At 27.1% G+C, this 14080-nt stretch carries 12 protein-coding genes and 1 other RNA gene; 1 reads left to right on the top strand and 12 read right to left on the bottom strand.

Annotated features, from left to right (window positions below):
* The 12 genes from P344_RS00050 to dnaA all read right to left on the bottom strand — a co-directional run bounded on the left by P344_RS00050 (nucleotide 1) and on the right by dnaA (nucleotide 13441).
* A complete protein-coding gene (locus P344_RS00050; protein WP_236681388.1) occupies nucleotides 1–846 on the bottom strand; it encodes a DNA polymerase III subunit delta' in 846 nt (281 codons plus the stop codon).
* Nucleotides 836–1483, bottom strand: a complete 648-nt coding sequence (gene tmk / locus P344_RS00045) for a dTMP kinase (protein WP_038677522.1) — start codon at nucleotides 1481–1483, stop codon at nucleotides 836–838. Before tmk ends, P344_RS00050 begins: the two co-directional genes overlap by 11 nt.
* Before the next feature lie 13 nt (nucleotides 1484–1496).
* Nucleotides 1497–1547: a hypothetical protein gene (locus tag P344_RS07990; protein ID WP_330216931.1), complete on the bottom strand. Its 51-nt coding sequence runs from the start codon at nucleotides 1545–1547 to the stop codon at nucleotides 1497–1499.
* Between the two features lie 63 nt (nucleotides 1548–1610).
* On the bottom strand, nucleotides 1611–1904 hold the full coding sequence (locus tag P344_RS07135; RefSeq protein WP_236681387.1) for a toprim domain-containing protein: 294 nt from the start codon (nucleotides 1902–1904) through the stop codon (nucleotides 1611–1613).
* A 201-nt stretch (nucleotides 1905–2105) separates the two neighbouring features.
* A complete protein-coding gene (gene dnaX, locus P344_RS00035; protein ID WP_025316851.1) occupies nucleotides 2106–4253 on the bottom strand; it encodes a DNA polymerase III subunit gamma/tau in 2148 nt (715 codons plus the stop codon).
* Between the two features lie 56 nt (nucleotides 4254–4309).
* The gene (locus P344_RS00030; protein ID WP_025316850.1) at nucleotides 4310–4753 is read right to left on the bottom strand and encodes a deaminase; all 444 of its coding nucleotides are present in this window, start codon (nucleotides 4751–4753) and stop codon (nucleotides 4310–4312) included.
* A gap of 24 nt (nucleotides 4754–4777) precedes the next feature.
* Nucleotides 4778–4870, bottom strand: an RNA gene (gene ffs / locus P344_RS06225) — signal recognition particle sRNA small type.
* Between the two features lie 68 nt (nucleotides 4871–4938).
* On the bottom strand, nucleotides 4939–6207 hold the full coding sequence (serS, locus tag P344_RS00025) for a serine--tRNA ligase (protein WP_025316849.1): 1269 nt from the start codon (nucleotides 6205–6207) through the stop codon (nucleotides 4939–4941).
* 26 nt (nucleotides 6208–6233) lie between these two features.
* On the bottom strand, nucleotides 6234–8675 hold the full coding sequence (gene gyrA / locus P344_RS00020) for a DNA gyrase subunit A (protein ID WP_038677519.1): 2442 nt from the start codon (nucleotides 8673–8675) through the stop codon (nucleotides 6234–6236).
* A gap of 18 nt (nucleotides 8676–8693) precedes the next feature.
* A complete protein-coding gene (gene gyrB, locus P344_RS00015) occupies nucleotides 8694–10622 on the bottom strand; it encodes a DNA topoisomerase (ATP-hydrolyzing) subunit B (protein WP_025316848.1) in 1929 nt (642 codons plus the stop codon).
* Nucleotides 10623–10802: 180 nt separating this feature from the next.
* The gene (gene dnaN, locus P344_RS00010) at nucleotides 10803–11921 is read right to left on the bottom strand and encodes a DNA polymerase III subunit beta (RefSeq protein WP_025316847.1); all 1119 of its coding nucleotides are present in this window, start codon (nucleotides 11919–11921) and stop codon (nucleotides 10803–10805) included.
* 167 nt (nucleotides 11922–12088) lie between these two features.
* Nucleotides 12089–13441 (bottom strand): chromosomal replication initiator protein DnaA, encoded by a 1353-nt coding sequence (gene dnaA / locus P344_RS00005; protein ID WP_025316846.1) that lies wholly within the window; start codon nucleotides 13439–13441, stop codon nucleotides 12089–12091.
* Nucleotides 13442–13803: 362 nt separating this feature from the next.
* Here dnaA and P344_RS06425 point away from each other — a divergent pair, with 362 nt between their 5' ends.
* Entirely contained in the window at nucleotides 13804–13947 is a 144-nt protein-coding gene (locus P344_RS06425; protein ID WP_156028604.1) for a hypothetical protein, read from the top strand.
* The last annotated feature ends 133 nt before the right edge of the window (nucleotides 13948–14080 follow it).

The following is a 14080-nucleotide window of genomic DNA, read 5'->3' as shown; positions in this document are numbered from 1 at the left end:
TTATACCACCTGGTTAATTTTAATTATTGCTTGTTCTAAAATTAATTCCTTGTTAAAACTTCCCCCTAAAAGATTACATGCTGAAGAACATTCTTCAATAATATGATGTTTAATTGGTTTTAATAACGAGAGTATTTCTTTTTCATCTAGGTTATATTGTTCTCACTTATTATTCTTGATGACATTAGCAATTTCAGATAAATATTCATAACAGTTAATTGGTGTATAATCAAATAATTGGCGAATTAAAATATAATTGTTATTTTTTTGGTGAACAAGATTTTTAAAAAAAGCTTGCACAAACTTTTGTTTGGCATCATCACTCTCATCTTTAACCGCATTAAAATCATTTGTTAAAATAATATTTAAGCATCGTGATTTAATTGTTTCAATAATTCTGTTGCGTTGATTAGATAAAATAATGGCATATGTATTATCGGTTGGTTCTTCTAAAAACTTTAACAAAGCATTAGCCGCTTCTAAAGTTAGTAAGTCTCCTCCTTTAATAATATAGATCTTTACTCCTTTGTTTTCTAAAGCAGAGTAATTAAAAACTTCAATAATATTTTGAATTTCTTCTTTTTTAATACTAGTATTAAAATCACCATATGCTTTTAAATCATAATAAGTATTGTTTTGAATTCTAACACAATTTGCACAGTCACAATCAAAAGTCCGCTCTTTTTCACAAACTAAAAACATACTAAGAAGTTTAGCAAATTCATTTAATTTTGTTATATTATTTGATGAAATTATTAATTGATTAGGTAAAAGATTATTATTAATTTTTTCTTTTAAGATATTAAGTTTTTTTAAATCTGCTGGTGCAAAATTATTAATCATCATTTTTATTTCCTTGTAATTTTGTTAAAACTTCATCAATATAATATGACACTTGTTCTAAAACTTCATTAATTGATTTACGCGCATCAACTACTTTAATTCGGTCGGAATGTTCACTAATTAAGACTTGGTAACCTTCATAAACTTTCTCATGAAAAGATTGTTTTTCTAAATCTAAACGATCCATTTCATCTTCAAACCGTGCTTTCATTCTTCCACGAGCAGCTGTTGGTTCAATATCAAAAAATAATGTTAAATCTGGTTTTGTTGTTCCTAAAACAATTGATTGAACTTCATCTAACGTTCTAATTCCAAGTCCCCGGGCATAACCTTGGTAAGCAGAAGTTGAATCCATGAAGCGATCACAAAGAACAACGGCTCCTCTTTTTAAAGCCGGTAAAATATCTTCACTCACATGTTGTTTCCGTGCGGCAATATATAATAATGCTTCAGTTCATGGATTTATTTGTGAATTTTTTTTACTTAAAATAATATCACGAATTTGCTCAGCAATCTCATTGCCCCCCGGTTCTCTTGTTAACACAACTTCATAACCTTGGCTTTTTAACTTTTCTTTTAATAATTTAGCAATGGTTGTTTTTCCAGAGCCATCAATCCCTTCGAATGATATAAATAACATTACCTTCACCCCTTTATATATATTTTCGACCTTCTAAAGCTTGCTTTAAAGTTGATTCATCAATATAATCAAGCGTTCCCCCAATAGGGATTCCTCTTGCAAGCCTTGAAACTTTAATATGGTATTTTTATATAATATTTTTTAAATACTGAGCACTTACCTCACCTTCAAAAGTTGAACTTACTGCAATAATAACTTCATTTATTATTTTATCATTTAATCTGCTTTCTAATTCTTTAACTGTAATTTTGTCTGGTGTAATACCATTTTTAACATTTATTTCCTGGTTTAAAACATGATATAAACCATTAAAGATTTTAGCTTTTTCAAAAGTAAAAACATCAAAAACATTGGTAACAATACATAATTTTGTATTGTCTATTAAATTATTATAACAAAATAAACATTGATTATCTTTCATTTAATAAAAAGAAGTTGGACACTGACTAAATTGCTCTTTTATTTGGGATAATAATTCACTGAGATTGATATTAACATCTGGATTGATTACTAATTTATTGAAAATTCTTTCGGCTACTTTTTTTACCAATCCCTAAAATAGTTTTTAACTCTTCAATTATTTCATCATAATTATTCATTTTTATCCCCCTACTAAAATAACTTATTCAATAATTTTAATGTTGTCAAAAATTTCTTTACCATTTTCAATAGCTTCTTTATGCTCTTCATAATTATCAATTTGTTTTACTAATAAATCTTGATAAAATTCTTCAACATCAATAATTGAACTCATTGGTAATTTTTTAGCTTGTCGCAATTTTACATAATCATTTTTAACATCACTTCATTCTGTTTCACTTAGTGCAATAATAACAAAATCAAAATCTAGTTTCTGAAAAATTTTATTTCTGAATTCTCAATCACACATCTCATGACTAATTCAGTTAGCTTCTGGTTTTGTATTTGTTACAATGATTACTCCTTGATCAGAAGCAGCCACAAACTTAACATTATAAAAACTAATAATTTTTTCCAGTGGAATATCTTTGCTTTTTTCTTTAATTAAAGTTTCAAATAAAATTTCGTAACGTTCACGTTGTTTTTTTTCGGCGCTTACTAAAATATTTAAAATTTGTTGCATTGAATAATTAATATTTGAGAATTTATAGATGTCAATATTTGTTTTAACATTATCTTTAAATTTATTTAAATTATAAATATTTTCTGGTTGTTTAGGCTCCTCAACATTGTTTTCTTCGTGATCTTTTTTTAATGCTTCGATTTGAGTTACTTGTTGTTCTTCTTTAACTATAATAGGTTCATTAATAGGTTCATTAGACTCATTAATTTTTTGTTCTGGTAGTTCGGCAGTTTCAATTGTTGAAACTGGATTTTCAATGGTTCCTTCTATTTTAATTTCAATATTATTATTTTCTACTTCAGAATCTTCTTCATCACCAAAGGAAAAAATATTTGGTTGCACAAAATCATGGTGTATTTTAGGTTCTTCTTTAATTTTTATATCTTCTTTGTCGCTATTAAAATGTTGGCCATTATCTATTGAATTTTCTGCATTTACTAAAGGCTTTTCGTGATTTTGATTATCAAAATTTATTCCATTTATATTGATATTTTTAAATTTATTTTCAATATAATCAGTATGATTACCTGTAAGCTTATTATCACTAATTAATGTCAAATCTAAATCAGCAAAATCTTTTTTATTATTTTCAAAGATAGCTAATGCTTTTAAAAGAATTAATTCAAAATACATGTCTTGTGCTTTATTCATTTTCATTTTTACTAACATTTCTGTGAAAAGATCAATTAACTCTAATAATTCTTTCGCAACTAGTTTACTTGCAAAAATTTGTGTTTCTTCTTCTGATAGCACACTTAAAAAAACTGAATTCTTAGTTTGTTGATATTCAAAAATTTCTTTTAAAATATCTAGCATATTAATCGTTAATAGTTCAAAATCAGCTCCAGATAAATAAATTTCTTTGGCTTGAAGCAAAACGTTATTAGTTTGATATTCAAAAATTTCTTTTAGTAAACTTAATTTTTTCTGTTTTGAAATTGTTGCAAAGATTGTATTTACATTTTCAAGAGTTATTGCCCCATCAGAAAACATAATAACTTGTTCAAGAATACTTAATGAATCACGAGCACTACCATCTGACAATAAAACAATTTGTTGAATTGCCGGAATTTCAAATTTTACATTTTCATTTTCCAAGATTTTTTTAATATTACTTTCAAGTTCAATTTTTGATATTTTTTTAAAATTATATTTTTGACAACGTGAAATAATTGTCGCAGGAACTTTATGACTTTCAGTAGTAGCTATGATAAAAATAACATGATGTGGTGGTTCTTCTAATGTTTTTAACAATGCATTAAAAGCTGAGTTTGTTAGCATATGAACTTCATCAATGATATAAACTTTATACTTCATTTTAGTAGGTAAAAGTTGAACATTATTTTTAATTTCACGAATTTCATCAACCCCATTATTGGAAGCAGCATCAATTTCAAAAATATCAACAGATGATCCGCGATTAATTTCTACACAATGTTCACATGTATTGCAAGGATTACATTCCACTAAATTTAAACAATTAATTGCTTTAGCAAAAATTTTAGCAATTGAAGTTTTTCCGGTTCCCCGAGGCCCGGAAAATAAATAAGCATGTGAAAATGTATTATTTTTTATAGCATTTTTTAATACTGTTTTAATTTCTTTTTGGCCTATTATTTTATCAAAGTTATTTGGTCGGTATTTCCGATACAATGATATATAATTCATTTTATTCCTCCTAAAAGTTACTCTAAGATAATTTTACTATTTAATTCTAAAATTATCTATCTTAGTTTTTTAAAAAAGTCTTTCATAATTTTTTTTACTTGATTATTTTTTTCAGGATCTTTAACTTTGTGAATAGACATTTTTGATAAGTCAAAGGTATGGTTAGATTTAATGAAACCTGATTTTTCGTTTTCTAAAAAATAGCAAATATGCCTAATTCCAGCATTAAAAATTGCTCCTAAACACATCATACATGGTTCAACAGTTATTCAAATTGAGCAATTATTTAACTTATTAGTTTTTAACTTTTTACAAGCTGCGTTCAACGCTAAAATTTCAGCATGCGAAGTAATAATTTTTTTGTTTGTTTTATTACTACCTAGACCAATAATTTGGCGGTTTTTATCAACTACTGCCGCAGCAATTGGAACCTGATTTTTCTTTACTGCTTTCTGCGAAAATTTTAATAACTTCTCAAATATCTCATTTTCATGTTTCATTAATATCACCATAACCTTTATACCATAAAAAATGCCATTACACATAGTTCTTAGTCTTATGGCTGCTTCCTTCCGGACCTGACCAGTTTTGAATGTAACTATTGTAATGACATTACTATTATATATTATATTGTTTTACTTGCAAGGTTAATTTTTAAAAAATAAAATGTTTCACGTGAAACATTTTAACTAATTTTATCTGTCCCTAAGTAAGGTCGCAAGGATTTAGGTACTGTTACACTACCATCAGCGTTTTGACAATTTTCTAAGATTGCAGCAATAACACGATCAATTGCTAATCCTGAACCGTTTAATGTATGAGCTAATTTAACAATACCAGAATTATCTTTGTATCTTAATTTTATTCTTCTTGCTTGGAAATCTTTACAATTTGAACATGATGATACTTCTCGATATTTATCTTGCCCAGGCATTCATAATTCTAAATCATAGGTTTTTGATGAAGAAAATCCCATATCTCCGGTTGATAAGATGATTACTCGATAAGGGATTTCTAATAATTGTAGAATATGTTCAGCATCATTGACCATTTTTTCTAGTTCATTAAAAGATTCTTCCTGAGTTGTAATTTTTACCATCTCAACTTTATTAAACTGATGGAGACGAATGATTCCTTTTGTATCTTTACCAGCTGATCCGGCTTCTTGTCTAAAACATGGTGTATATGCACAATGGCAAATTGGTAAGTGTGATTCTTGTAAGATTTCTTCACGGTACATGTTAGTAACTGGCACTTCGGCTGTTGGAATTAAAAATAAGTTATCTTTTTCAACATAATAAGCATCTGCTGCAAATTTTGGTAAATTTCCTGTTCCATGCATTATTTGAGGTTGGACCAAAATGGGAGGAATTACTTCAACATAGCCACGTTTCAAATGCTCATCTAGCATTAAATTCATAATTGCTCTTTCTAACCGTGCTCCTAAACCTTTATAAATAATAAATTTTGATCCTGATAATTTAGTTCCTCTTTCAAAATCAATGATATCTAAATTAGTTGCAATTTCCCAATGTTCTTTAACATTATTTATTTTTCTAATATTTCCTCATTTTCTAATCTCAACATTATCATCCTCGCCTTTTCCAACTGGTACTGATTCATCAGGAATATTAGGAGTAACATCTAGAATTGCTTTAATTTTTTCTTCAACAATGGTTAATTTTTCATCTAGTGATTCAATAGTTTTTTTTGCTTCTAAAATTAATTTTTTAAGTTCATCAGCTTCTGATACTTTTTTTGCTGCCATTAATTCGCCAACTTTTTTTGAATTACTATTTCTAATTTCTTTTAATTTTTCAGATTTTGCAATTAATTTTTTGCGTTGATCAGATAAATCAACTAATTGTTTTAAGTATGAAAAATCATCTTGGCGATCATTTAATCTTTTAATAACTTGCTCAATATTTTCAATCACATATTTTTGGTCCAACATTTTTAATTATCTCCTTCCTCATTTTCTTAATCATTTTTTCTAATTAACTCACTAGCTTCTAAAACATCATCATTTTCTAATTTAATAATTTTAATTCCAGTTGTAGTTCGTCCAGAAACTGGAATCTGATCTAGTGCAATTCTAATTATATTACCATGTTTTGTTGCTAATAAAATATCTTCATCACCAACAACTGATTTAACAAATTTTAAATCTCCTTTTTTCTCGGTTAAAGCCATTGATTTGACCCCTTTAGTACCACGTCCAGTAATGTGATATTCTTCTAATAATGTTTTTTTCGCAAAACCATTGGTAGTAATTGATAAAATATACTTTGCATCACGGCCAGAACAAATTCCTATAACTTCACTATTAGGGCCATTTGATATTCCTTTTACCCCAACTGATTGGCGGTTCATAGCACGAATTTCAGTTTCATTAAAACGTATTACTTTTCCTTCACTATTTGCAATAATAATATCATCATTTCCCTTTGTTAAGATAACATCAACTACTTCATCATTTGCTTTTAATTCAATTGCAACTTTCCCAGTATTTCGAATTTGGTTAAATTCTAATAACTTAGTTTTTTTAATAATTCCTCTTTTAGTTACAAAGAATAAATTATCAGTACTTTCATCTAATTCATTAATAGCTAAAATAGACTTAATATTTTCTTTCTTATCAATTAAAATTAAATTGATAATTGGAATTCCTCTCGCTTGTCGAGAATAAGATTCAATTTGGTATGCTCGCAATTTATAAACTCTTCCTGTATCAGTAAAAATTAATAAGGAGTCAATACTATTAGCACTTATAATTTTACTTAAGACATCTTCTGAATTAGATAATCCGATTACTCCTTTACCGCCTCGATTCTGTGGTTTAAAAGTATCATTTGAGACTCTTTTTACATAACCATCTTTTGTTAACATAATTAAAATTTCTTCTCGCTTAATTAATTCTTCAGGATCAATTTTAGTTAATTCTTCCTTAATAATCATACTACGGCGTTCATCGCCATATTTTGTTTTAATAACTTCTAATTCTGTAATCATTAACTCTAATTGTTTTTCACGACTATTAATAAAACTATTAAGTTCAATAATTCTTTTTTCAATTTCAATTATTTCATCATTAATTTTTTGAACCTCTAATTCTAATAATCTTTGCAAACGCATTTCTAAAATTGCTTTTGCTTGTTCAACAACTAATTCAAAACGTTTCATTAACGCAGAAATTGCTGTTTGTGAACTATCGGACTTTTTAATTATCTCCACAACTTCATCAATATTATCTAACGCGATTTTTAAACCTTTTAAAATTGATAACCGACTAGTAATTTTATTTAATTCATAAATACTTCGTTTAATTATTATCTCAACTTGGTGTTCAATAAAATAATTCAGAATCTGTTTTAAACCCATAATTTTTGGTTGATTCTTATGTAAAGCTAAAATATTTAATGAGAAATTAGTTTGCAACGGGGTCATCTTATATAACTTATTTAAAATTAAAGTTTCTTGCGCATCTCGTTTTAGTTCAATAACAATGCGCACCCCATCCCGGTTTGATTCATCTCTTAAATCAGCAATTCCATTAATTATTTTTTCCCTAATTAATTCAGCAATTTTTTCTACTAATCGTGCTTTGTTAACTTGGTAAGGAATTTCTGATATTATTATATTTTTTAGATTATTTTTTTCTTCAATATTTATTTTAGCTCTAATAATAATTGAACCATTCCCAGTTTCATAAGCTTTTAATAAACTATTACCCGCTGTTATTAAAGCTCCTGTTGGAAAATCAGGTCCTTTTATAATTTTAATTAATTGAGCGGTTGTAATATCTTTATTTCTTGTAATAGCAATAACACCATTAATAATTTCATTTAAGTTATGAGGTGGAATATTAGTAGCCATTCCAACCGCAATTCCACTTGCACCATTTATTAAAAGATTAGGAAAATATCCTGTTAAATAAGAAGGTTCTCTTTCACTACCATCATAGTTATCATTGAAATCAACAGTTTCTTTTTCAATATCTTTAATTAACTCCCCGGCAATTTTACTCATCCGTGCTTCTGTATAACGCATCGCCGCTGGTTCATCACCATCTAATGATCCAAAATTACCATGTCCATCAATTAAAGGGTAACGATAAGAAAAGTCCTGGGCCATTCTAACCATTGCTTCATAAACAGAAGTATCACCATGGGGGTGGTATTTACCAATAACTTCCCCTACAATTCGCGCTGATTTTTTATGTTGTTTATCGTGGGTCATATTTAAATCCCACATGGCATAAAGAATGCGACGATGAACTGGTTTTAATCCATCACGAACATCAGGAATTGCACGTGAAACAATGACAGACATTGCATAATCTAAAAAACTAGTTTTCATTTCATCAGCAATATCAATTACTTTAATCTCACCATCATAATTTTTATTATCTTCTGCACTCATTTATTAATCTCCTCTTAATTAAATATCTAAATTCTTCACATATTTAGCATTTTCCTTAATAAATTTTTTACGTGGTTCCACATTGTCACCCATTAGTTCATTACATATTGCATTTGCTTCAATTGCATTATTAACAGAAACTTTTAATAATAAGCGATTTTCAGGATTCATTGTGGTATCCCATAATTGATCAGAATTCATTTCTCCTAATCCTTTATACCGTTGAATGTTAAAATTATTAATATTATCTTCTTTTCATCCTGCTTTGATTTCTTCTAATTCGCTATCTGAATAAGCATATTGAACCTTATTACCATGTTGAATTTTATACAATGGTGGTTGGGCAATATAAACACAACCTTCTTCAATTAAACCTTTCATATAACGATAGAAGAAAGTTAATAATAAAATTCTAATATGGGACCCATCAACATCAGCATCAGTCATAATAACAATTTTACGATAACGTAATTTTTTTGAATTAAAATTATCTTTAATTCCCGCTCCTAAAGCAGTGATAATTGAAATAATTTCATTATTTTCAAATACTTTAATTTGTTTAGCTTTTTCAACATTTAAAACTTTTCCGCGTAATGGTAAGATTGCTTGAAATTTCCGATCACGTCCTGCCTTGGCACTTCCACCCGCAGAGTTCCCTTCAACAATATATAATTCAGCAATATTAGCATCTTTTGTTTCACAATCTGATAATTTACCTGGTAACGAAAAACTATCCATAACCGTTTTTCGTCGTGTATTTTCTTTTGCTCGTTGCGCTGCAATTCGTGCTTTGAGTGATAAATTAATTTTTTCAATAATTTTTTTGGCATCATCGGGGTTTTCTAATAAATAACTATTTAATCCTTTCCCCACAATATTTGAAACAATTTTACGAACTTCCGTATTTGATAACTTCGTTTTTGTTTGTCCTTCAAATTGGGGGTCCGGAATTCGAACAGAAATAATACATGCTAAGCCTTCTTTTAAATCATCCCAATTAAACTTGTCATCATTATTTTTATTATTATTATTATTTTTATTTAAATTCTTAACATAATTATTAATTTCCCTTTGGATTGCTAACTTAATCCCTTCCTCATGGGTTCCCCCTTCATGGGTATTAATATTATTACAAAATGAAAAAATATTATCAGAGTAACTATCATTATATTGCAGACCAAATTCTACTTGAATATTATCCTCACTACCTTCAACATAAAAAATATCATTAACCGGTAACCCAATTGTTTTATTTAATTCTCCCACATAATCTTTAATACCATTATCAAATTGATAGGTTACCTTATTAACTTCATCTTCTCGCAGATCAGTTAATGAAATTTTTAAACCTTTATTTAAAAAAGCTAATTGTTTAATTCTTGCTTCAATAATTGAAAAACTAAAAATTGTTGTTTCTTTAAAAATAGTTTTATCTGGTTGGAAAGTAATTGTTGTCCCTCTTAACTCAGTTGTTCCAATTTCTTTTAGGGGTGTTAAAATCTTTCCCCCATGATGAAATTCAATTAAATAACTTTTATTATCTTTATAAACCTCTACTTTTAAATATTTACTTAAAGCATTAACAACACTGGCTCCCACCCCATGCAGACCACCAGAAATCTTATAAGTATTTGAATCAAATTTTCCCCCAGCATGTAAAACAGTAAAAACAGTTTCTAAGGCTGAAACTTTGGTTTTTTTATGAATATCAACAGGGATTCCTCTCCCATTATCTTTAATTGTAATTGAATTATCTTTATTTATTACAATATCAATTTGATCACAATAATCAGCTAAAACTTCATCAATTGAATTATCAACAATTTCTCATACTAAATGGTGTAACCCTCTAATATTAGTTGAACCAATATACATTCCTGGACGTTTTCTAACTGCTTCTAATCCCTCTAAAACTTGGATTGAACCTGAATCATAGTTATTATTCATAATACAAAGAACCTCATTTCCAATACAGTCATATTTTACCATTTTTAAGAGAAATTAGGTGTGAATTATCTAATTAATTTCTGCAATATTATTTTTTTTTATTATCAAAAATTAGTATCTAAATTATACAAAAAAAATCGTAAAAAATAAAAAAATAACTTATAAACAATTTATAAATTATTAATATGAACGAATTGGTAATACTAATTGTTGTAAACTTGGTTCTTCATCTGCGACAATAATTAAAGGCTTTGTTTCATCAATCATTTTAATTGTTACTTCTTTTGTTTTAAATGATTTTAAAGCATCTAAGATGTATTTTGAATTAAAAGTAATGGTTTGGTTAGTTCCACTTAAATGAAAATCTTTAATTTCTTCTTCGGAATTACCAATTTCTTGGGTAAAAGAAGTAATAAATACCTTATTGTCTTTGATTTTTAAGGTCACAATTGTGGTCATGGACTCATTTGATAATACACTAGCTCTTTCAATTATTTTAATTAAATCACGATTATTTAATGTCAATAAACTAACAAAATTCTCAGGAATTACTTTGGTTGTGTCAGGATATTTTCCCTCAATGATTTTTGATTGTATTATTGTATTATTTAAAATAATACATACAGATTTATCACTAATCTTCATTTTAATATCATCATTTTCAGTTAAAAGTTTACCAATCTCATTAATAAATTTTCCTGGAATAATAACATCAAAATCATTTTCACTAATATAATTAATTTTTTTGCATGCTAAACGAAACGAATCAGTTGCCGTAATTACTAATAAATTATTTGCTTTATCAGTTCGAATGTTTAAACCATTGAACACAATTCGTTTTTCTCTTTCCCCAATGGCAAAAGAAGTTTGTGAAATAATTTCTTTTAAAAGGTTATTATTAAAGGTAATTTCTTTTCCTTCTGTTTCAAATGATATATGAGGGTAATCTGAAGCATTTAGGGTATTTAATATTGAATCAAAATTATTAGCTTTAATTTTAACTAAACTACCTTCAATTGCTTCTAAGGTAATAAATTCATCTTCAATTTTGCGGATAACTTCGATGATAAATTTATTTTTAATTAAAATGCCACCTATTGATTTAATTACTAAATCCTTGCCCACTGGGATTTCTGATTTAATGGAAGTATCACCATCTGATGTAATAAAAGTAATTTTATCTTTTTTTACTTCAATTAAGATTCCTAGTAATGATGGGATTAAAGTCCTTTGTGAAATAATTCTACTTACTTTTAGTAATTCTTCTAATATTTTTTCTCTTTTGATATTTATAATCATATATTGCACCTCATAATTTCATATTTATATCTTATAAGAATATTATACACTTTTGTTATAAATTATTCTTTAATTTATTATTATTATAGTGTTGATATTGTGGAAAAATGATAATATCTTTTAATTTTTGTCTTATTAAATATTAAATTATTGAGTGGAAAACAATGTTATTTACTTTCAATCTTCTTACGAATAGAATTTACAAGTTGTTTGAATTCTTTATTTGTTGCAATTTGTTTTTCAACTTTTTTAACACTGTTCATAACCGTAGTATGATCTTTCCCACCAAATTCGATCCCAATTCTGGTATAGGGTTCATCCAGAATTGTCCGACAAAAATACATCGCTAATTGGCGTGCTTGCATAACATTACTAATTCGTGATTTACTCATCATTGCTTTAACTGTTATATTATAATGATCAGCAACAATTTGTTTAATTTTTTTTGGAGTTATTTTTTCATTATTTTGGAGTGGGGCATTTTTGAATGCTTTTTCAACATCTTTTAAGGTAATAATTTCTTCTGGTTTTTTGTTCATGATAGCTAAAAACAATAACCGTTTAATTGCTCCTTCTAATTTTCGAACATCACTATTAAAGTTTAAAGCAATAAATTCTAGTGATTCTTCTGAAAATAAAGCTAAGTTATTTTGTTGTTTTAATTTTTGTTCAAGAATTTTAATAGCTGTTTCAAAGTCGGGAAAATCCAAACCAATACTTAACCCATAAGAAAAACGAGAGATAATCCGTGCTTCAAAACCACCAAGATCATCGGGATATTTATCAGAAGTAATAACAATTTGTTTGTTTTTTTCAATAAAAGAGTTAAAAATATAGAAGAATAACTCATTAGTTTTATTTCGTTTGGCTAGTAATTGAATATCATCAATTAATAAACAATCAAATTTATCATAAGAAGTTTTAAAAGCTTCAATAACTTCATGACCCTGGTTTAAAATATCCATTGCCATTTTTCCAAATTCATCCGCTTTTAAATATTTTACTTTTTGTGTTCCGGGATAAATTTCATCAACTTTATTTTTAATTGCATGTAATAAATGGGTTTTTCCTAAACCGGAATCACCATAGATAAATAAAGGATTTCATTTTTTTCCCAGGTCAACCGCAACAGCTAACGCGGCTTGCAAGGCTTCACGGTTAGAATCACCTTTCACAAAGTTTTCAAAAGTATAATAATCATAATAAGAATTATCATCAGAACCAATTAAAGTATCAATATTGTTATTAGTCGTTGGGATCTTATTAATATTTTTTTCTAGTTCAAAAGAAATGTTATATTCAATCCCGGTTAATTTTTTTAGAATTTGTTTGATTTTTTCATTAAGACCTGCTTCAAAAACACCAATTGCAATTTCTGATTTTGTTGTAATTAAACAATTATTATCCGAAACAGTATAAATTTGGGTATCACTAATATAGTAGTTATATATTTCAGGGGGAATTGATTCATCACGTGATAAAATCTCTTTGACATTGTTTCATAACTCTTTTGTATTCATTGTTTCTAATTCACTCCAATTATTTATTCCAATAGTTATTATAAATAAATATGTGGAAAAGTCATAGTCTTTTTTTTAATCATCTCTTTAATTTCAAAGTTTTCCACAGGTAGTTAATAATTTAAAAATATGATAATTTCAATAATTATTGGCTATTTATATTCTTATTAACAATATTAACATATTTAGTATATGTTTATAACAATTGTGGAAAACTAATTATTTTTTGATATTGTTGATGTAATTAATTTTAAAAAATGTGGTGGATAAAAGATGACATTAATAATTTTGATATATAAAAATGTCTAAAAATAGAAGATTTTTTTGTTAAATTTAGTTTTTACTTGGTAAAAAGAATTAAAATGAAAATTAAAAAAGGTTTTTCAATTAATGATGTTAATATGCAAAATGAATTTTTACAATATAACTATAATCTTGTAAATTGAAGTGCTTTACCAGTGGTAATTCAACAAAATTCAGCAACAATTAAATTTAGTCAAAGATAGCGATGTTATTCCCCCAAAGTTAAATGGAGTGGTAAAGATGAATTAGAAGAAACATTTTTTGATCTTTATACAAAATCCCCTATCTAAGTCATCATACAGTTCAACAAATGATTAATATTGTTAATTGAAATAA

Origin of the sequence: Spiroplasma mirum ATCC 29335, assembly GCF_000565195.1 — a bacterium.
GTDB classification, from domain to species: Bacteria; Bacillota_I; Bacilli_A; order Mycoplasmatales; family Mycoplasmataceae; genus Spiroplasma; species Spiroplasma mirum.
The sequence above is the reverse complement of the archived record's forward strand: the minus strand, read 5'-3'. Positions and strand labels throughout refer to the sequence as shown.